Below are 19370 nucleotides of genomic sequence, written 5' to 3'. Positions count from 1 at the left end.
AGCGATTGATCGACAAGCTGGAATTCTTCATCGCACTCGCCCAGGAGAGGCATTTCGGCCGCGCCGCCGACCTCTGCGGCATTACCCAGCCGACGCTTTCGGCCGCGATCAAGCAACTGGAAGATCAACTCGGCGTCATGCTGGTCAATCGCGGCTCGCGCTACCAGAGCCTGACGCCGGAAGGCCAGCGTGTGCTGGAATGGGCCCGGCGGATCGTCGGTGATTCGCGCACCATGCACGAGGAAATGCGCGCTGCCCGGCGCGGACTTGTCGGCCATATCAGGCTAGCTGCCGTGCCGACGACGCTTGCTATGGTGCCGCGCATTACCGCACCGTTCCAGGAAAAGCATCCGGAGGTGACCTTCTCTATCCTCTCCACCACCTCGCTGAAAATCCTCGGCCTGCTGGAAAACCTAGAGATCGATGCCGGTCTCACCTATCTGGAAAACGAACCGCTCGGGCGCGTCACCAGCGTGCCGCTGCAGGTGGAGCGCTATCATCTGGTGACCGCTGCAGGTACCGATCTGTCAGATCGCGAAACTGTGACCTGGAAGGAAGTCGGCAGTGTTCGGCTTTGTCTATTGACCGCGGATATGCAGAACCGGCGCATCATCAACCAGCATTTCGCAGAAGCCGGCGTGACCGTCTCGCCAACGCTGGAATCCAATTCGATGATCGTACTGTTCTCCCATGTGCGCACCGGCCACTGGGCCAGCATCATGCCGTATAACGTCGCGAAATCGTTTGGTTTTCATGACGAGATCCGGCTGATCCCGATCATCGAGCCGGATGCCCGGCACACGGTCGGGTTGGTCGCAACGCATCGCGAACCATTCACGCCGCTCGTCTCGGCCCTGCTGCACGAAGCGCGCATTCTGGCCGACGCCCAAGCTCTTTGATAGAAAACATCTATCGCTTAACGGAATACGCCTATTGACCCTCCCGCAGCCTGCTGACACGCTGTCCTCTCAGTGCGTGAGCTGCGAAACCGCGTCTTTCTGGTCATTTTGATCCAGGAAACCGAATGAAACGATGTTCTGGAGGGAGCTTCGTTTGATTGGAATCGCAGATGACGACAGATTGTTCATTTCAGTTCGGGAGGTCTGAACGTTGAACCTGCATGTATCAAGCCGTGATATCGGTGAACGGACGCTGGATATCGTCAGCGAAATGAAGTCGCTCGAAGGGCCGCTTCTGCCGATACTGCACGAGATCCAGGCCGAGTTCGGCTATGTGCCGCAGGAAGCCCTGCCGGTCATCGCCCGCGAGCTCAACCTGTCGCGCGCCGAAGTCCACGGCGTCGTCACCTTCTACCACGACTATCGCGACCACCCGGCGGGCCGGCATGTGCTAAAGCTCTGTCGGGCCGAAGCCTGCCAGTCGATGGGCGGCGACCAGTTGGCCGAATGGGTAAAATCCCTGCTCGGCATCGATTTCCACCAGACGACGCTCGATGGCGCGGTGACGCTGGAACCCGTCTATTGTCTTGGGCTCTGCTCCACCGCACCCGCCGCGATGCTCGACGGCGAGGTGCACGGACGGCTTGACGCAGAGGCGGTGCGCGACCTCGTTGCGGAGGTACGGGCATGAGCGTGCGGATTTTCGTTCCCAAGGATGCATCAGCCCTCGCCCTCGGTTCCGAGCGCGTCGCCACGGCGTTGACCCGTGAAATCGAAGCGCGCGGGCTGGACGCTACAATCGTCCGCAACGGATCGCGCGGCCTGCACTGGCTGGAACCGATGATCGAGGTCGAGACGCCAGAAGGCCGGATTGCCTATGGCCCGGTGAAAGCGTCCGATGTGGCGTCTTTGCTGGACGCAGGCCTTGCCACCGGCGGAACCCACCCGCTTTGTCTCGGAAAGACCGAGGAACTGCCATTCCTGAAAAACCAGACGCGCCTGACCTTTGCCCGCTGCGGCATCGTCGATCCGCTGTCACTCGCCGACTACCGGGCCCATGACGGGCTGAAGGGCCTGGAAAGAGCCGTGACCTTGTCGCCTGCCGATATCGTTACCCACGTGACCGAGAGCGGTCTTCGCGGCCGCGGCGGCGCGGGCTTCCCGACCGGCATCAAATGGAAGACGGTTCTCGACACCCCCGGCGACCGCAAATACATCGTCTGCAATGCCGACGAGGGCGATAGTGGCACCTTCGCCGACCGCATGATCATGGAGGGCGACCCCTTCGTGCTGATCGAGGGCATGGCGATTGCCGGCATCGCAACGGGTGCGACCAAGGGCTTCGTCTACATCCGCTCGGAATATCCCCACGCCATCACGACGATGACGCAAGCCGTCGAGATCGCCCACAAGGCAGGGGTGCTGGGCAGCTCCGTGCTCGGCTCGGCCAAGGCCTTCGACATCGAGATCCGCACCGGCGCAGGCGCCTATGTCTGCGGCGAGGAAACGGCTCTTTTGAACTCGCTGGAAGGCAAGCGCGGCATTGTCCGTGCCAAGCCCCCACTTCCCGCCCACAAGGGCCTTTTCAACTCCCCGACCGTCATCAACAACGTCATCTCCCTCGCCTCTGTGCCGATCATCATGGACAAGGGCCCGGTCTATTATAAGGACTTCGGCATGGGCCGCTCACGCGGCACGATCCCGATCCAGATCGCCGGCAACGTCAAGCATGGTGGACTTTATGAGGCTGCCTTCGGCCTGACGCTCGGCCAGATCGTCGATGAGATCGGCGGCGGCACCGCGACCGGACGTCCGGTCAAGGCCGTGCAGGTCGGCGGCCCGCTCGGCGCCTATTTCCCCCGCGCCCTGTTCGACACGCCGTTCGATTACGAGGCCTTCGCAGCCAAGGATGGCCTGATCGGCCATGCCGGCATCACCATCTTCGACGACACCGCCGACATGCTGAAGCAGGCCCGTTTCGCCATGGAATTCTGCGCCATTGAAAGCTGCGGCAAGTGCACCCCCTGCCGCATCGGCTCGACCCGTGGCGTCGAAACAGCCGACAAGATCGCCCAAGGCATCGAGCCGGAAAAGAACATGGCGCTGCTCGCCGACCTTTGCAACACGATGAAATTCGGCTCGCTCTGCGCGCTGGGCGGTTTCACGCCCTATCCGGTTACCAGTGCCATGAATCATTTCCCGGACGATTTTCGCCCGGCTCCCCTTGTCGAAGCTGCGGAGTAATTTCCATGCCCCTCGTCTCTGAAATCGACTTCGGCACCCCCGCCTCCCGCTCGGAAAACATGGTGACGCTCACCATCGACGGCAACGAAATCACCGTGCCGGAAGGCACCTCGATCATGCGTGCCTCGATGGAGGCCGGCATCAAGGTGCCGAAACTCTGCGCCACCGACATGGTCGATGCGTTCGGCTCCTGCCGCCTCTGTCTCGTCGAAATCGAAGGCCGCAACGGTACGCCCTCGTCCTGTACCACACCCGTCGCACCCGGCATCACCGTCCATACCCAGACCAGCCGCCTGAAGGACATCCGCAAGGGCGTGATGGAGCTTTACATCTCCGACCACCCGCTCGACTGTCTGACCTGTGCCGCCAATGGCGACTGCGAATTGCAGGATATGGCCGGCGCCGTCGGCCTGCGTGACGTGCGCTACGGTTATGAAGGCGACAACCACGTCAAGGCGCGCAACAATGGCGACATCAATGCCAAATGGATGCCGAAGGACGAATCCAATCCATACTTCACCTATGACCCATCGAAATGCATCGTCTGTTCGCGCTGCGTGCGCGCCTGCGAAGAGGTTCAGGGCACGTTCGCGCTGACCATCGAAGGCCGCGGTTTCGGCTCCCGTGTTTCGCCCGGCATGCACGAGAATTTTCTTGAGTCCGAATGCGTCTCCTGCGGCGCCTGCGTCCAGGCCTGCCCGACCGCGACGCTCACCGAAAAATCCGTCATCGCCATCGGCCAGCCCGAACATTCGGTCGTCACCACCTGCGCCTATTGCGGCGTCGGCTGCTCGTTCAAGGCGGAGATGCGCGGCGAAGAGCTGGTGCGCATGGTGCCGTGGAAAGATGGCCAGGCCAATCGCGGCCATTCCTGCGTCAAGGGCCGGTTCGCCTATGGCTATTCGACCCATAAGGAGCGCATCCTCACCCCGATGATCCGCGAAAAGATCACCGATCCCTGGCGCGAAGTCAGCTGGGAAGAGGCGCTCACCCATACGGCCAGCGAATTCCGCCGCATCCAGTATCAGTACGGCCGCGAATCGGTCGGCGGCATCACCTCGTCGCGCTGCACCAACGAGGAAACATACCTCGTCCAGAAGCTGATCCGCGCCGGCTTCGGCAACAACAATGTCGATACCTGCGCCCGCGTCTGCCACTCGCCGACCGGCTATGGTCTCGGCGCCACCTTCGGCACCTCGGCCGGCACGCAGAATTTCGATTCGGTCGAGCACACTGATGTCGTCATCATCATCGGCGCCAACCCGACCGATGGCCATCCGGTCTTTGCCTCGCGCCTGAAGAAGCGGCTGCGGCAGGGCGCCAAGCTGATCGTCGTCGATCCGCGCCGCACCGACATCGTCTCCTCGCCGCATATCAAGGCATCGCATCACCTGCCGCTGCGCCCCGGCACCAATGTCGCCGTGGTCACTTCGCTGGCCCATGTCATCGTGACGGAAGGCCTCTACGACGAAAAATTCATCCGCGAACGTTGCGACTGGTCGGAGTTCGAGGACTGGGCGGCTTTCGTTTCTGAAGAACATCACAGCCCCGAAGCCGTCGAAAAGCTCTCCGGGGTTCCGGCCGAGGAAATCCGCGGTGCGGCCCGCCTGTTTGCCACCGGCGGCAACGGCTCGATCTATTACGGCCTCGGCGTCACCGAACACAGCCAAGGCTCGACGACGGTCATCGCGATCGCCAATCTCGCCATGGTCACCGGCAATATCGGCCGTCCAGGCGTCGGCGTGAACCCGCTGCGCGGCCAGAACAATGTGCAAGGCGCCTGCGACATGGGCTCCTTCCCGCACGAGCTTCCAGGCTACCGTCACGTCTCCGATGACGCGACGCGTGAAACCTTCGAAAAGCTCTGGGGCGTGACCATTTCCAACGAGCCGGGCCTGCGCATTCCCAACATGCTAGATGCCGCCGTCGATGGCTCGTTCAAGGGCATCTATATCCAGGGCGAGGACATTCTCCAGTCCGACCCGGACACCAAGCATGTGCAGGCTGGCCTTGCCGCGATGGAATGCGTCGTCGTGCAGGACCTGTTCCTCAACGAAACCGCCAACTACGCCCATGTCTTCCTGCCGGGCTCGACCTTCCTCGAAAAGGACGGCACCTTCACCAATGCCGAGCGCCGCATCAACCGCGTCCGCAAGGTGATGACGCCCCGCAACGGCTATGCGGACTGGGAGGTGACGCAGAAGTTGGCGCAGGCCATGGGGCTCGATTGGACGTATACGCACCCGTCGCAGATCATGGACGAAATCGCCGCGACGACGCCAAGCTTTGCCATGGTGTCCTACGATTATCTGGAAAAGATGGGATCGGTTCAGTGGCCGTGCAACGAGAAGGCTCCGCTCGGGTCGCCGATCATGCATATCGACGGCTTCGTGCGCGGCAAGGGCAAGTTCATCCGCACCGAGTATGTGGCAACCGATGAAAAGACCGGACCGCGCTTCCCGCTTTTGCTCACCACCGGCCGCATCCTGTCCCAGTACAATGTCGGCGCCCAGACCCGGCGCACCGACAATGTCGTCTGGCACGAGGAGGATAGGCTGGAAATCCATCCGCATGACGCCGAATTGCGCGGCGTTCGCGATGGCGACTGGGTGAAGCTGCACAGCCGTTCCGGCGATACGACGCTGCGCGCGCTCATCACCGACCGCGTCGCCACCGGCGTCGTCTACACCACCTTCCACCACCCGACGACACAGGCCAACGTCATCACCACCGACTTCTCCGACTGGGCAACCAACTGCCCTGAGTATAAGGTAACCGCAGTCCAGATCTCGCCATCGAACGGCCCCTCGCAATGGCAGATCGACTATGACGAACAGGCCCGCCATTCCCGCCGGATCGCCGGCAAGCTGGAGGCAGCGGAGTAGCTGTTAGACGCACAACACCCGCGAACTGAGACTGTAGAAGAACAACGAATGATGAATGTGACGCGCCCATGCTATTCGGTCCCTCCGGGACATCTCCCCCTCAAGGGGGGAGAGTGGCTGGGTCGTGCGTCATCCGCGGTCAAGTCCCTCCCCCTTGTGGAGAGGGGTTGGGGAGGGGTCTTTTCCTTCAACGAACAAGAACCCCTCCCCTCCGCTTCGCTCCGGCTCTCCCCACAAGGGGGAGGGTTAGATCGAGTTCCCTCTTCTCCCCAGCGGGGAGAAGGTGCCCGAAGGGCGGATGAGGGGGGCCGCAGGCCAATTCCCCAATCTCCGATGATCGCGGTTTCGTCTCACAACAATGAGATTCATGATGCAAGAAGGGCGGCTTCGCTCCCCTCATCCGGCGCTGTGCGCCACCTTCTCCCCGCTGGGGAGAAGAGGGAGCTCGCCGCATGACCCGCTTCAAGCTCATCCAGACCGTCCCCGAGACCGCCTATCGCAACGGCAAGCTGACGCCCGGCTCCCGCGTCGTCCCCGAGGAAACGCCGATCGCCTTCTCCTATGGCGGCTCCACCCATGCGGTGATGATGGCCACCCCCGGTGATTTGGAGGATTTTGCCGTCGGCTTCAGCCTGACGGAGGGCATCATCACCGATCCCTCCGAGATCGAATCGATCGAGGCCGTCACGGACGAAAAAGGCATCGACCTGCAGATCATCCTGAAGGACGAGCAGAACGACGCATTGGTCTCCCGCCGCCGCCATATGGCAGGTCCCGTTGGCTGCGGTCTCTGCGGCATCGAATCGATCGAGCAGGCCGTCCGCAAGACGCCGACGGTATCGACCTCGACGCTGCACCTCTCAGAGCAGCAGATCATCGAAGCCGTTGCCCTGCTCAATGGCCAGCAACCGCTACATTTCGAAACCCGCGCCGTGCATGGCGCCGGTTTTTACGTTCCCGGCAAGGGCCTGATCGCCGTGCGCGAGGATGTCGGCCGGCACAATGCGCTGGACAAGCTGGTCGGTGCTGCGGCGCGAACCGGACATGCCGGATCAACCGGCGCCGTCGTCGTCACCAGCCGCGTTTCCGTAGAGATGGTCCAGAAGACCGCCATTATCGCCAGCCCGTTCATCATCGCCATATCGGCACCAACGGCGCTTGCCATCCGCACGGCGGATGAGGCCGGCATGACGCTGATCGCGCTGGTGCGCGGCGCCGATTTCGAGATTTTCACGCAATCCCATCGCATTCAATCCGGAGCCATCGCCGATGTCGCTTGATAACACCAATGGCAAACTTGTGCGGATGGCCAACCAGATCGCCACCTTCTTCAAGTCGCAGCCCGAAGCCGAACGCGTCCAGGGCGTCGCCACCCATATCAACAAGTTCTGGGAACCGCGCATGCGCAAGGCGTTCTTCGAACTGATCGAACAGGGCGATGCCGGTTTCGACCCGATCGTGATCGCCGCTGCCGCCATCATCAAGCAGCCCTATTCCGGCTCCGAAGGCGTGGGTACCGGCAGCGATGCCGCCGCCGGTGCACCGGGCGGGAAAGGCACGGCAGCCGGCGAATCCCTGTCCGAACCGAGCATTCCCGAAAAGGCCTGATCTCGGGGCGACGCAATACTTTGCACAACTCCGTTCATGGACGTTGAACGGGAGCGCCATCTAAGCTACGCAGCAACACCGAAAAAGATGAGCCGGTTGGTAATCCGGTTTCTGCGCTGAGCAGCTTACGCCCCCTCCGGGTTTCCACGGCACCAGTTTGATCAGCAATGGTCAGCGAGGTCGTGGTTCTATGCCGTGTTCCCTCGATGACGAACAAGGACCATCGGCATGGCGCCCTCCATCTCCCCGGACACCCAAATTTCAGCAGCCAATATCCTCGATACCTGCGAGCTTGATCGTTCTGCAATCGAACACCTCTCGAAAAGCGGGCTGCCGCACAAGCTGATCGATTGCGTTCTAGAGGAGGCCGACCTTTCGCGCCTGACAATGGACGGATGGGTGTTTGAGGCCTGCAATGTCAAGCAGGCCAATTTTACCGGCGCAAAACTCAGTGCCACGACCTGGTCAAGCTGCAAGGGCGGTCTCGCCGATTTCACCGGCTGCGATCTGTCCGAAAGCAGGATCGAAGGCTGCGACTTCAACAACAGCAATTTCAGGGGCACGACGCTGACTGGCGCGCAATTCGCCCGCTGCAAGTTGACGGGAGCCAACCTCTCCGAGGCCAAAACCCTCAACCTGACCTTCATCGAAACCCGATTGGCCGACGCCCGGCTGCCCGGCCTCTCCTTTCGCAAGGCCCGCCTGAACGGCCTCGATTTTCAGATGGCCGATCTGAAGAAATGCGATTTCCGCGACGCGATCTTTCAGGATTGCAGCCTGCGCGACGCCAATCTGGTCGATTGCCGTTTCGAGGGTGCCGATCTTCGCGGCGCCGACCTCGGCGGCATTCGCCTGCTGAACGCCAAGCAATTCAAGGGCGCAACGATCTCACGCGATCAGGCGGGCCAGTTGCTTGCGGAGTTGGGGCTGAAGGTTCGGTAGCCCTTTCCATCGCCCCTACAGCATTCCGATCCAGTCATGCCCTGGGTGCACCACCGCAAGGCTGGCCCTCAGCCAAACCCGCTCCGACACTGCCAGTTTCGGCAAGACATTTTCGAAATCGATCTCATCTTTGGCCCGCTGATATTTGGCCTTGAACAGAAGGACGGGTGCTGGCGCCAGATAGGGAATTCCACCCGTAGTCGAGCGGACGAAATCATGGCGGGGGCCAAAGATTGTCGGATCGCGTTTGCAGACCCATGTCTGCGGCGTTCCGGGTTCAATCATCATATCCACCCGCCAGCGGCGTTCGATACTGTCCAGGCACCAGATCTGCGTGATATCGGCGGGCAGCTCTGCGTCGTGCGGCAGAGGCTCCACGACCCCGTTTCCCGCCGTGTAGAAATCGAGCCCTTTCAGGGCATTGCGGAAAATCCCGATATCCTCGCGTAGCACAGTGAATTCGAGATCGTCGTGATCGCGGGTCTGTCGGCCATGCCACAGATCAACCGCCCAACCGCCAACGATGCACCACGGCTTCGAAACGCCAGCCAGCCGGCTTGCCAGCTCCAACGGATACCAGGCGCTCCAGGCATCATGGTCCGGAATTTCCTGTACATTCATCGAATGTGCCCCTCAGCCATTGCATTCGATCGGGCACCTAGCAGAGTTGAAGCAGCGAATAAACCGGGCCTATCTGCCGCAAGATATCCCGCAGCGAACCAATCAGGCTGTTTTCCGAAAGAAACCCGAAACCGCTTTGTACCTTCCCGTCACCCTTGCTATGGTCGGCCTCGTCAAAAGAGGGAGAGACTTTTGCAGGGAGAGGCAGCGCGAAAAGCGTCCGTGCCGGAGCGCGATCCGGAATTCGGCCCGTGGCTGGCGCAGGCATCCATCCTGATCGTCGATGATGAGCCGGGCATGCGCAATTTCCTCGTTCGTACGCTCGGACCCCGCTGCAAGCGGATCGAGGAGGCGGCCGATACCGACGAGGCGTCGCGCAAGCTCGACGCGCATCATTTCGATGTCGTCATCCTCGACAATATCATGCCCGGCAAGAATGGCGTCGATTGGCTTGCCGAGCAACGCGCCATCGGCTTCTTTGCCGAGGCGATCCTGATCACCGCCTTTGCCGATCTGGAAACCGCGATCCAGGCTCTGCGCGCCGGCGCCGTCGATTTCGTGCTCAAACCGTTCCGCTCAAACCAGATCCTTAATTCCGTCGCCCGCTGCCTTGACCGCATGCGGCTGCAGCGCGAGAATTTCGTGCTGCGCTACGAGCTGAAGGCGACGTCCGACCACATCCTTTTGCGCGACCGGCTGATCGGCGCATCACGGGTCATCGGCGATGTCCGCGATACCATCGCGCGCGTCGCCCCATTGCCGACCTCGGTGCTTTTGACCGGCGAATCCGGCACGGGCAAGGAGGTCGCCGCCCGCTCGCTGCACACCTTGTCCGACCGGGCGGACAAGCCTTTCGTGCCGGTCAATTGCGCCGCCATCCCGGCCGACATGATCGAGACCGAGCTGTTCGGCCATATCAAGGGCGCGTTTACCGGCGCCGAAAACAACCGCGAAGGCCTGTTCACCCATGCGCAGGGCGGCACGTTGTTCCTCGATGAGATCGGCGAAATGCCGCTTGCCACCCAGAGCAAGCTGCTGCGTGTCATCGAGGATCGCCGCGTCCGGCCTGTTGGCTCCGAGCGGGAGGTGCCGGTCGATTTGCGTTTCGTCTTCGCCACCAATGCCGACCTGCAGAAGGAGGTCGAGAAAGGCCGGTTCCGCGCCGACCTGTTCTACCGGATCAATGTCATGCAGCTCACTCTGCCGCCGCTGCGCGACCGGGGCAACGATGTGCAAGAACTCGCTGATCTGTTCATGCAGAAACTGTCGCAGCAACTCGGCATGCCGAAAGTGACGATCGACGCGCCGGTGCGGGCAGCGCTGGCGCGTTATGCGTGGCCGGGCAATGTGCGCGAGCTGCGCAACCTCATCGAGCGCTCGTTGATTCTCGGAAAATTCCCGGACGACTTTCGGGGCAATCGCAGTCAGCAGGCGGAAGCGGCTGGTGAAACGCTGGATGATGTCGAGCGGCGGCATATTCTGGCCGTTTTGAAGGAAACCGGCGGCAATCGTGATGAAGCGGCCGGCCGCCTCGGCATTTCGCGCAAGACCATCGACCGCAAATGCGCCGTCTGGAATGGCTGAGGCTTCCCGCCCTAAGGAGCGCCCTGCCCGCTCAATCCGCTTTAGGCTTCTGGCCATCGCGCTCCTGCCGACGCTGGTCATCCTGCCGCTTCTGCTTGGTATCGCCATTGCCCGCTGGAATGCGAAATTCGATGCGCTGCTGATCACCAAGGTCAATGGCGACCTGACCATCGCCCATCAATATCTGTCCCGCATTCTCGAAAACACCGGTGAGCATATCCAGGCACTTGCCGTCTCCGCCGCATTTCGCGACACGGTCGGCTCCGGCGAAACCCCGGCCCTGCCAGCATTCCTTGAGAAGAGCCGCCAGACGCTCGGCCTCGATTTCCTCATGCTTGTCGATCATCAGGGACAACCGATCAGCGCGGCACGGCAAGCGCAGGAAGCCTGGACGGTGGTGATCTCAGCGCTCGACGGCACATCCTCGACCGCTATCGACATTTTCTCCGACGCCCAACTGGCCGCCCTGTCGCCGGCGCTGGCGGAGCGCGCCCGGATCGAGCTGGTGGAAACCCCCAACGCAGTACCGACCGACAGGAAGAGCGAGACGCGCGGCATGGTCGTGCACTCGGCCAGCCCGGTGATACTCGCAAACGGCGTAAAGGCGGCACTGGTCGGCGGTATCCTGCTCAACCAGAACCTCGTCTTCATCGATACGATCAACGACCTCGTCTATCGCGAGGCTAGCCTGCCGGAGGGCAGCAAGGGCACCGCGACGCTATTTCTCGAGGACGTGCGTATCAGCACCAATGTGCGCCTGTTCGAGGATCGCCGCGCCTTGGGAACCCGGGTTTCCGCCGCCGTGCGCGCTACCGTTCTGGACGAGGGCCGCACCTGGCTCGACAGCGCTTTCGTCGTCAATGACTGGTACATTTCGGCCTATGAGCCGATCGTCGACAGTTTCGGCAAGCGCGTCGGCATGCTCTATGTCGGCTTTCTGGAAACGCCCTTCCGGCAGGCGAAATATACCACGCTGCTGACCATCGTACTCGCCTTCCTGGCCGTTACTGCCGCCAGCGTTCCGATCTTCCTGCGCTGGGCCCGGGCGATCTTCCAGCCGCTGGAACGCATGAGCGACACCATTACCCGCGTCGAAGGCGGCAATATGGGCGCCCGCACCGAACTGGAGGCCGCAAGCGACGAAATCGGCCGCGTCGCGTTGCATCTCGACGGCCTGCTCGACCAGTTGCAGCAGCGCGACCGCGAACTTCGGCAATGGAACGAGGAGCTGAACGACCGCGTTGCCGAACGCACCAGCGAACTGGAACTCGCCAACCGCCAGATCGAGGCGACCACCAAGCAGCTGATCATGTCGGAAAAACTTGCCGCCATCGGCGAGATCACCGCCGGTGTCGCCCACGAGATCAACAATCCGATCGCCGTCATCCAGGGCAATCTCGACGTTGTCCGCAGTGTGCTCGGCGCCAAGGCCGACGAGGCGAAAGTCGAGTTCCGGCTAATCGACGAGCAGATCCATCGCATCAGCCAGATCGTCACCAAGCTCTTGCAGTTTGCCAAGCCGGAAGAATATGCCGGTTATGTTGAGCGCCACCCGCCATCAGAGGTGATCTCCGATTGCCTGCCGCTGGTGCAGCATCTGCTCCATAAAGCCGAGATCAAGCTCGTCCGCGACGACCGGGCCACGCGGCTGGTGCTGATGAACCGGACGGAACTGCAGCAGGTGACGGTCAACCTGATCGTCAATGCCATTCACGCCATGCCGAAGGGCGGGATACTAACGATCCGCACGCTGGATCAAGACGTCGAGACGAGACCCGGCGTCCTCATTGAAATCACCGACACGGGTGTGGGCATGACGCCGGAACTGATCGGCAAGATTTTCGACCCGTTCTTCACCACCAAACGGCAGGAAGGAACCGGTCTTGGCCTCTCCATCAGCCAGCGCCTGATCGCCCGCCAGAACGGCCGCATTTCCGTCCAGAGCGCGCCGGGAGAGGGAACGACCTTTTCCATCTGGCTGCCGGAAGCCAGCTGATCCGGACAAAATGTCCGCCGGCTCCCAGACATTTTGTCCAACGCCCGCAGCCTCTCCCGCATAACCCATTGAAATCTTGAATGACCCGATATGGCACGCCGATTGCTCCTGTGATGGGACGGACGGCAGAGGAGGCAACACGCGTTGAGGAGCGAGTGGTGCGAGACACTGTTCAGCCACCCCGGACATGACATTCACTGGGAACGCCCGACGGGACGTGGGCGAATGGAGGAGATACACAATGGCAGCAACAACGGATACCTATGTGGGCGGAGGCGCAGTCGGTCTTCTCGACCGCGAACGCATCATCGCCAAGCCGGGCTTCAACCGCTGGCTCGTACCACCGGCAGCGCTGGCCATCCATCTCTGTATCGGTATGGCCTATGGCTTCAGCGTCTTCTGGCTGCCGCTGTCCAAGGCGCTCGGCACCACGCCCGATACCTGCGCCAGCATGAACCTCGCGTCTGCCCTCTTCACCACCAGCTGCAATTGGCGCGTTGCAGATCTCGGCTGGATCTATACGCTGTTTTTCGTGCTGCTCGGCTGCTCGGCCGCCATTTGGGGCGGCTGGCTGGAACGCGCCGGCCCGCGCAAGGCCGGGTTCGTCTCCGCCTGCTGCTGGTGCGGCGGCATCCTCGTCGCGGCACTCGGTGTCTATACCCATCAACTCTGGCTGATGTGGCTCGGCGCCGGTGTCATCGGCGGTGTCGGCCTCGGGCTCGGCTATATCTCGCCGGTTTCCACCCTGATAAAATGGTTCCCCGACCGGCGCGGCATGGCAACCGGCATGGCGATCATGGGCTTTGGCGGCGGCGCCATGATCGGCGCTCCGCTCGCCAACCTGCTGATGACCTATTTCCGCACTGATGCTTCGGCCGGCGTCTGGCAAACCTTCGTCGTCATGGCGGTGATCTACTTCGTCTTCATGATGGGCGGCGCCTTCGGTTACCGAATCCCACCCGCCGGCTGGCGTCCGGAAGGCTGGACTGCACCCGCCTCCAAAAGCACGATGATCACCACCAAGCATGTTCACCTGCGCGATGCCCATAAGACGAAGCAGTTCTGGCTGATCTGGGCAGTGCTCTGCCTCAACGTCTCGGCCGGCATCGGCGTCATCGGCATGGCCTCGCCAATGCTCCAGGAGATTTTCGCAGGCTCCTTGATCGGCCTGCCGGATGTCGCCTTTGCAGATCTCGACACGACGCAGAAAGCATCGATCGCCGCCATCGCGGCGGGCTTTACCGGGCTTCTCTCGCTGTTCAACATCGGCGGCCGCTTCTTCTGGGCCTCGCTGTCCGACAAGATCGGCCGCAAGAACACCTACTTCTGCTTCTTCGTCCTCGGTATCGCGCTCTATGCGCTCGCCCCGACGCTCGCCGGTCTGGGCAACAAGGCGCTGTTCGTTCTGGCGTTCGGCATCATCCTGTCGATGTATGGCGGCGGGTTCGCCACCATCCCCGCCTATCTTGCCGATATCTTCGGCACCCAGTTCGTCGGCGCCATCCATGGGCGTCTGCTGACGGCCTGGGCAACGGCGGGCATCGTCGGCCCGGTCGTGGTCAACTATATCCGCGAGGCACAGATTTCGGCTGGCGTCGCGCCCGGTCCCGAACTCTACACCGGCACGATGTATATCCTCGCCGGCATGCTCGCACTGGGTCTGATCGCCAATGCGCTGATCCGGCCGCTATCGGACAAATGGTTCATGAACGACGAGGAGGTTAATGCCCTCCAGGCCAAGTCCGCCGCAGCAAATGCTGGCCCCACGGGCTCCTTCGGCATCGGCGCCGGCGGTTTCGACGGCAAGGCCCTGATCGCCTGGGCTATCGTCGGCATCCCGTTGCTCTGGGGCGTCTGGGTCACGCTGAGGGCCAGTATGGTGCTGTTCGGGTAAAGGGAAGCGCGGCAGCTTACTGCTGCCGCCCCCCCTCATCCGCCCTTCCGGCCACTTCTCCCCGTGTTGACGGGGAGAAGAGGTTCGTTCAAGCCATTGGCCAATCATCAACCGGAAGCCCAACAGCCGTGAAAACCGATCCCGAAACCTTTATCCGCACAAACACGGACATCATGACGCCGCCGCATGTGCCGGAGGTGCGGCTGTATCTCGCGAGCGAAGCGCATGATCTGTGGTTGAAGACGGAGGAGGAGCTGGAGAAGATCGGATTGCCGCCGCCGTTCTGGGCGTTTGCCTGGGCAGGCGGGCAGGGGCTGGCGCGGCATATTCTTGATCATCCCGAACTGGTGGCGGGCAAGCGGGTGATCGATTTCGCTTCGGGGTCCGGTCTGGTGGCGATCGCGGCGATGAAGGCGGGGGCTGCGTCTGTTGCCGCCATCGACATCGATCCCTGGACCGAAACGGCTATCCGGCTGAATTCAACGCTGAATGGTGTCGCAGTCTCGTCGTCGGCGTCGGATATTATCGGCACTGGGCGGAATGCGGATGTCTACCTTGCCGGCGACGTCTTTTATGACAAGTCGTTTGCTGACCGGATCGTTCCCTGGCTGAACATGCTGGCCGAAGACGGTGCCGATGTTCTCGTCGGCGATCCCGGTCGCGCCTATTGCCCGTGTGACCGGATGGAGATGCTGGCGACCTACCAGGTGCCGGTGACCCGGGCACTGGAGGACAGCGAGGTCAAGAAGACCACGGTCTGGCGGTTTCTGAGCAGAGAGCTCGATTGAGGGCTGCCACGGCGTGCGCGGGCGGCGTTCCGTTGGCGTGCAACGCAACGCAGATGGTCAGCTGTCCGCCGCTTCGCGTGCCTGCGCGACATAGTCCGCGACGCGTCTTGTCTCGATATCCTGCACGGTCTCCAGTTTGATATGGCGCCGGTACTTGCCGCCGCCGGACAGGAGCCCATGAGGGTCGGTAAGGGCTGCGCCCTGGCTGAATTCCAGCGTCACGTGGAACTTGTAGGGAAAAACGCCGCAGAAACTTTGGCCGGATGAAAACAGCAATCCACCATATTTCACTTCTTCGGTAATGGATGGGCCGGCGGCCAGAACCATGTCGCGCAAGCGCGCAACAATCGGAAAGAGCTCTCCGCGATGCGCTCTTATCTCCTGTAGGAAGGCTTCCACTTTAATATTTGTGTTCATGCTGCAATTTCCCCGATGAAAGCCGATTTGAACTCAGGCGCTGGTTCCCGATCGGAATAGATGTAGAGGGTGATGCCATTCGGGTCTTGGACCGAGAAGCCGCGATCGCCCCAAGGGTGGTCTTCCGGCTGAATGTCCGGTGTTAGACCGGTATTGACGAGGTGGCGGAAATCTTCATCCACATCCGGCACCCGGAAATTATAGGTCAACCCCTCGGTCTTGCAGGCTGGTTGGCCCCCTTGTGGCTCCATGAACTGCAGAGAAATTCCGTCGCCAAATTCAAGGCTGATGAACCAGCCGCAGTCGAAGACCAACCGGGCGCCAAAATGCTTCCGGTAGAATGTCCGGCAAGCGGCGATATGCGGGGTGGTGATGCAGGGCGAGGCTGCGGTTGGACGCATTATGCTTCTCCTGACGTGGAGCGGGGCACGATCAGGCCACCGTCGATATGTCGGAGCAAAGCTCCACCATGCAGCCGTTCAAATCGCGGACAAAGCCGACTGTCTGTCCCCACGGTTTCGCCTCGGGGGGCTTGACCGGGGTGGCTCCTGCGGCCCTTGCCCTGTCCCACGCCGCTTGCGGATCGTCACAGATGAGGGCAATCTCGAAGCCGGCCGCCAGGTCGCCCTTGCGGCCGGGGCGGATGGCCAGACCATTCATCTCCGCCATTTCCTCGCCGGCGAAAGACAAGGTAACTGCCCCTGTTTCCATCTCGGCGTAGAGCTTGCTTACGTGCAGGAACCTCAGCTTGAGGCCAAAGGCTGTTTCATAGAAGGCGATGGCTGCGGTCACATCCGGCACGTAAAGGATAGTATATCCGAACCTTACGGTCATTTGTCTCTTTCTGCATTCTATAGTGCAGCCTGATCATGGTGGACAAGGATGGGCTAGTCTTGAACAAATCGGACATCAATCGCGAATTGTCACCAGTGTAAGGTCAGGCAGCCGGGCCGGCGAAATGCCGCCCATGCGGCGAAACACCCGGTTCATATGTGGCTGATCGGAAAACCCGGCTTCCAGCGCTGCATCGGCAGGGCTCAGGTGATGATCGCGCAACAGCCGCAGTGCACGATGAAACTGCAAGATCTGCGCAAATGCCTTGGGCGGGAGGCCGGTGGCCTCGATCATAATGCGCCGCACAGTGCGATCGGCGATGTCATGCATTCGGGCAATTTCCCCAATGCGCAACCGCCCACTGGACGCGTGAAATGCGCCGAGAACTTCGCGCGTTTGAGGCGGGAGCCTGTAATTGCTTTGGGCGTTTCGGCGATGAACGAAACCGATCAGGCGATTGAGCAGTTCTTCCCGGCTCACAGCCGGCAGGCAGATCGCGGCAAGTTCAGGACAGGCGGCAAGTGCAGCATCACCAACGAGGTTGCGATCGCGAAGACTGGCAGGTTCAAGTCCCAATATCCTGAAAAAGGAACCCGGACGAAGCCGAACGCCCGCAAATCCCATGCCAGACACTATCGGAACATCATAATATCCGGTCGCCGGGCCGGTCACCACCGCAGTCACCTCCCGGATTGGGCGTTCGCCGGCCTGGAACCTGAGAAGGATATCGCATCGCCCGTCAGGCAGGACGCGATATTCTCCCGACCGATCGCTGAGCGACGACCAGACGGATTCGATTCCGGCATTCAGGTCAGTCTGTTCGGGTAGTTCGGCGTAGCGCGAGGAAAGTGTCATCGGGGCCTGAAGAGCAACGGAAACTGGCACAAGGTTTGCGGCGATCACGCCGCACAGCACACACCATCCCCGTGCCGCCACCCTCGGAACAACAATGTCATCTGCGAATGACGCAGACGCCGGATTCCCAGGAGCAGGCACGGCCGGCGGTCGATGGAGTGACGCGGATGATCTTCGGGCGCGCGGCGGGATAGTTAATGCCGGTGTCGCCAGAATAGAAGCCGTAGCCATTGCGCTCCGAGCTGAAATAGGTGCCGTTGCCCGGGTCGGTCCAGGCGGAGAGCCCGCCGAAATAGGTACCGCCATTGGCATGTGACGGGAAGCCGTCACCGCCATAGGACTGGTCCCAGCCATTGCCGCGCTGTTCGCGATATTGGCGCACGACGATGCCGCGATCGCGATCGTACCGATGTCCGTAGCGGCGCTCGTAATATTGGCGGCGGTCCATGCGGCCGGCGAGACTGTTGCGGCCACGGCGGCGGTCATCGCGATACCAGTGACCAGCATTGATGCCCGAAACCGTTTCGCTGCGGTCGCGGCGCTGATGGTGCGGGCGCTGGTCATGCGACCGTTCGAAATGGGTACGGCGAAACTGGTGGCGCTCGCCACTGCGATCACGCGCTTCGGCGAAACTGGCGAACGAGAGGATCACGGTCAGCGCCGCGATCAAGACTTTCGTCGCATTCTGCATGCTCATTGGACGCATTTCGTGCAGCCCTCCGGGTAACTCTTAACAAATCCTTAACAGGCAATGTGGGGCAGATGCCGGCAAAAGTCACGGATTGCGTTGAATTTTCACGCCTTATCGTTAACGCGGCGGATGAATCGTATCCGTCAAGCCGCCATATTTTCGTCTAATCGATTAAATTGATTTTGCAGTGCAAACACACTTGTCGTTAATCAATATGGTGATTAAACGTCGGCTGACTGAATTGCGCACAATCAGGTGCAATACCGGATGAAAATAGTCCAGTTTTTGGGCATCTTTCCGGGTCTTCCGTGAGGTTCAGATGACGAATGTCACCAAAAGCCGGCCGTTGTCGCCGCATCTACAAATCTATAAGCCCATTCCCACGATGGTCATGTCCATTGTGCACCGCATCACGGGGTGCGCCTTGTACTTCGGCACGGTCCTCGTCGCCTGGTGGCTGATCGCCGCCGCCAGCGGTCCCGAATATTACGACTGGGCCATGTGGGCCTTCGGCACGATCATCGGCCAGCTCATTCTGTTTGGTTATACCTGGGCGCTGGTGCATCATCTGTTCGGCGGTCTCAGGCACTTCGTCTGGGATCTGGGTTACGGCTACGAAAAGCATTTTGCGACCAAACTTGCCATTGCCAATCTGATCGGTTCGGTCGCGGTGACCGTATTGATCTGGATCGTCGGCTACGTGGTTCGCTGAGAGGACAAGAATTCCATGGATATGCGTACTCCCCTCGGCAAGGTTCGCGGCCTCGGTTCGGCCAAGGAAGGCACCGATCACTTCTGGCGCCAGCGGCTGACGGCCGTTGCCAACGTGCCGCTGATCATCTTCTTCGTGCTGTTCCTGATCAAATATGCAGGCGCCCCTTATGCCGAGGTCGTCGTTGCCTTGTCGAACCCCTTCGTGGCCGTGGTCATGGGGCTGGTCGTGATCTCTGGCCTGATCCATATGAAGCTCGGCATGCAGGTCGTCATCGAGGACTATGTCCACAACGAAGGCGCCAAGATAGTCCTCGTCATGCTCAATACGTTTTTTGCGATCGCAGTTGGCGGGCTCTGTCTTTTCGCCATCCTGAAGATCGCGTTTGCAGGGTAATTCA

At 61.2% G+C, this 19370-nt stretch carries 19 protein-coding genes; 13 read left to right on the top strand and 6 right to left on the bottom strand.

Annotated features, from left to right (window positions below; genetic code table 11):
• The first annotated feature begins 5 nt into the window (after positions 1-5).
• The 7 genes from ACP7E0_RS23010 (at position 6) to ACP7E0_RS22980 (ending at position 8578) form a co-directional block, all read left to right on the top strand.
• Positions 6-899: a LysR family transcriptional regulator gene (locus ACP7E0_RS23010; protein ID WP_426128151.1), complete on the top strand. Its 894-nt coding sequence runs from the start codon at positions 6-8 to the stop codon at positions 897-899.
• Positions 900-1170: 271 nt separating this feature from the next.
• On the top strand, positions 1171-1590 hold the full coding sequence (locus ACP7E0_RS23005; protein WP_426128245.1) for a formate dehydrogenase subunit gamma: 420 nt from the start codon (positions 1171-1173) through the stop codon (positions 1588-1590).
• Complete coding sequence (locus ACP7E0_RS23000) at positions 1587-3143, top strand: formate dehydrogenase beta subunit (RefSeq protein WP_426128150.1); 1557 nt, start codon at positions 1587-1589, stop codon at positions 3141-3143. The genes ACP7E0_RS23005 and ACP7E0_RS23000 overlap by 4 nt, the downstream gene beginning before the upstream one ends.
• 5 nt (positions 3144-3148) lie before the next feature.
• A complete protein-coding gene (gene fdhF, locus ACP7E0_RS22995; protein ID WP_426128148.1) occupies positions 3149-6028 on the top strand; it encodes a formate dehydrogenase subunit alpha in 2880 nt (959 codons plus the stop codon).
• A 452-nt stretch (positions 6029-6480) separates the two neighbouring features.
• The gene (fdhD, locus tag ACP7E0_RS22990; protein WP_426128146.1) at positions 6481-7308 is read left to right on the top strand and encodes a formate dehydrogenase accessory sulfurtransferase FdhD; all 828 of its coding nucleotides are present in this window, start codon (positions 6481-6483) and stop codon (positions 7306-7308) included.
• Positions 7298-7636, top strand: coding sequence for a formate dehydrogenase subunit delta (locus ACP7E0_RS22985; protein WP_426128144.1), 339 nt, complete (start codon positions 7298-7300; stop codon positions 7634-7636). The genes fdhD and ACP7E0_RS22985 overlap by 11 nt, the downstream gene beginning before the upstream one ends.
• 228 nt (positions 7637-7864) lie before the next feature.
• Positions 7865-8578: a pentapeptide repeat-containing protein gene (locus ACP7E0_RS22980; protein WP_426128142.1), complete on the top strand. Its 714-nt coding sequence runs from the start codon at positions 7865-7867 to the stop codon at positions 8576-8578.
• A 15-nt stretch (positions 8579-8593) separates the two neighbouring features.
• Here ACP7E0_RS22980 and ACP7E0_RS22975 read toward each other — a convergent pair whose 3' ends face one another.
• Positions 8594-9199, bottom strand: coding sequence for a nucleotidyltransferase domain-containing protein (locus ACP7E0_RS22975; RefSeq protein ID WP_426128140.1), 606 nt, complete (start codon positions 9197-9199; stop codon positions 8594-8596).
• Between the two features lie 192 nt (positions 9200-9391).
• Here ACP7E0_RS22975 and ACP7E0_RS22970 point away from each other — a divergent pair, with 192 nt between their 5' ends.
• From ACP7E0_RS22970 to ACP7E0_RS22955, 4 genes are all read left to right on the top strand, one after another.
• A complete protein-coding gene (locus ACP7E0_RS22970; RefSeq protein WP_426128138.1) occupies positions 9392-10783 on the top strand; it encodes a sigma-54-dependent transcriptional regulator in 1392 nt (463 codons plus the stop codon).
• A complete protein-coding gene (locus ACP7E0_RS22965) occupies positions 10776-12779 on the top strand; it encodes a sensor histidine kinase (protein WP_426128136.1) in 2004 nt (667 codons plus the stop codon). Before ACP7E0_RS22970 ends, ACP7E0_RS22965 begins: the two co-directional genes overlap by 8 nt.
• Before the next feature lie 241 nt (positions 12780-13020).
• The gene (locus ACP7E0_RS22960) at positions 13021-14673 is read left to right on the top strand and encodes an OFA family MFS transporter (protein WP_426128134.1); all 1653 of its coding nucleotides are present in this window, start codon (positions 13021-13023) and stop codon (positions 14671-14673) included.
• A gap of 128 nt (positions 14674-14801) precedes the next feature.
• Positions 14802-15461 (top strand): class I SAM-dependent methyltransferase, encoded by a 660-nt coding sequence (locus tag ACP7E0_RS22955; RefSeq protein WP_426128133.1) that lies wholly within the window; start codon positions 14802-14804, stop codon positions 15459-15461.
• A 57-nt stretch (positions 15462-15518) separates the two neighbouring features.
• Here ACP7E0_RS22955 and ACP7E0_RS22950 read toward each other — a convergent pair whose 3' ends face one another.
• From ACP7E0_RS22950 to ACP7E0_RS22930, 5 genes are all read right to left on the bottom strand, one after another.
• Complete coding sequence (locus ACP7E0_RS22950) at positions 15519-15878, bottom strand: DUF1801 domain-containing protein (RefSeq protein ID WP_426128131.1); 360 nt, start codon at positions 15876-15878, stop codon at positions 15519-15521.
• Positions 15875-16279: a VOC family protein gene (locus tag ACP7E0_RS22945; RefSeq protein WP_426128129.1), complete on the bottom strand. Its 405-nt coding sequence runs from the start codon at positions 16277-16279 to the stop codon at positions 15875-15877. Before ACP7E0_RS22945 ends, ACP7E0_RS22950 begins: the two co-directional genes overlap by 4 nt.
• A 31-nt stretch (positions 16280-16310) precedes the next feature.
• Positions 16311-16712 (bottom strand): VOC family protein, encoded by a 402-nt coding sequence (locus ACP7E0_RS22940; RefSeq protein WP_426128127.1) that lies wholly within the window; start codon positions 16710-16712, stop codon positions 16311-16313.
• Between the two features lie 75 nt (positions 16713-16787).
• A complete protein-coding gene (locus tag ACP7E0_RS22935; protein WP_426128125.1) occupies positions 16788-17567 on the bottom strand; it encodes a helix-turn-helix domain-containing protein in 780 nt (259 codons plus the stop codon).
• Between the two features lie 97 nt (positions 17568-17664).
• A complete protein-coding gene (locus ACP7E0_RS22930; protein WP_426128123.1) occupies positions 17665-18264 on the bottom strand; it encodes a hypothetical protein in 600 nt (199 codons plus the stop codon).
• Positions 18265-18577: 313 nt separating this feature from the next.
• Between ACP7E0_RS22930 and sdhC the strand changes: the two genes are divergently transcribed.
• Positions 18578-18970: a succinate dehydrogenase, cytochrome b556 subunit gene (gene sdhC, locus ACP7E0_RS22925; protein ID WP_113241789.1), complete on the top strand. Its 393-nt coding sequence runs from the start codon at positions 18578-18580 to the stop codon at positions 18968-18970.
• 15 nt (positions 18971-18985) lie between these two features.
• A complete protein-coding gene (gene sdhD / locus ACP7E0_RS22920; protein WP_426128122.1) occupies positions 18986-19366 on the top strand; it encodes a succinate dehydrogenase, hydrophobic membrane anchor protein in 381 nt (126 codons plus the stop codon).
• Positions 19367-19370 lie beyond the last annotated feature (4 nt).

It is taken from the genome of Pararhizobium sp. PWRC1-1 (genome assembly GCF_049897905.1).
In the GTDB taxonomy this organism is placed as follows: domain Bacteria; phylum Pseudomonadota; class Alphaproteobacteria; order Rhizobiales; family Rhizobiaceae; genus Pararhizobium.
This window is presented reverse-complemented; position numbering and strand designations above follow the sequence as displayed.

Coding starts and splice junctions, on each gene's coding strand:
- ACP7E0_RS23005 (WP_426128245.1), top strand. CDS start 1,171: ATGAAGTCGCTCGAAGGGCCGCTTCTGCCGATACTGCACGAGATCCAG.
- ACP7E0_RS23000 (WP_426128150.1), top strand. CDS start 1,587: ATGAGCGTGCGGATTTTCGTTCCCAAGGATGCATCAGCCCTCGCCCTC.
- fdhF (WP_426128148.1), top strand. CDS start 3,149: ATGCCCCTCGTCTCTGAAATCGACTTCGGCACCCCCGCCTCCCGCTCG.
- fdhD (WP_426128146.1), top strand. CDS start 6,481: ATGACCCGCTTCAAGCTCATCCAGACCGTCCCCGAGACCGCCTATCGC.
- ACP7E0_RS22985 (WP_426128144.1), top strand. CDS start 7,298: ATGTCGCTTGATAACACCAATGGCAAACTTGTGCGGATGGCCAACCAG.
- ACP7E0_RS22980 (WP_426128142.1), top strand. CDS start 7,865: ATGGCGCCCTCCATCTCCCCGGACACCCAAATTTCAGCAGCCAATATC.
- ACP7E0_RS22975 (WP_426128140.1), bottom strand. CDS start 9,199: ATGAATGTACAGGAAATTCCGGACCATGATGCCTGGAGCGCCTGGTAT.
- ACP7E0_RS22965 (WP_426128136.1), top strand. CDS start 10,776: ATGGCTGAGGCTTCCCGCCCTAAGGAGCGCCCTGCCCGCTCAATCCGC.
- ACP7E0_RS22960 (WP_426128134.1), top strand. CDS start 13,021: ATGGCAGCAACAACGGATACCTATGTGGGCGGAGGCGCAGTCGGTCTT.
- ACP7E0_RS22950 (WP_426128131.1), bottom strand. CDS start 15,878: ATGAACACAAATATTAAAGTGGAAGCCTTCCTACAGGAGATAAGAGCG.
- ACP7E0_RS22945 (WP_426128129.1), bottom strand. CDS start 16,279: ATGCGTCCAACCGCAGCCTCGCCCTGCATCACCACCCCGCATATCGCC.
- ACP7E0_RS22940 (WP_426128127.1), bottom strand. CDS start 16,712: ATGACCGTAAGGTTCGGATATACTATCCTTTACGTGCCGGATGTGACC.
- ACP7E0_RS22935 (WP_426128125.1), bottom strand. CDS start 17,567: ATGACACTTTCCTCGCGCTACGCCGAACTACCCGAACAGACTGACCTG.
- ACP7E0_RS22930 (WP_426128123.1), bottom strand. CDS start 18,264: ATGAGCATGCAGAATGCGACGAAAGTCTTGATCGCGGCGCTGACCGTG.
- sdhC (WP_113241789.1), top strand. CDS start 18,578: ATGACGAATGTCACCAAAAGCCGGCCGTTGTCGCCGCATCTACAAATC.
- sdhD (WP_426128122.1), top strand. CDS start 18,986: ATGGATATGCGTACTCCCCTCGGCAAGGTTCGCGGCCTCGGTTCGGCC.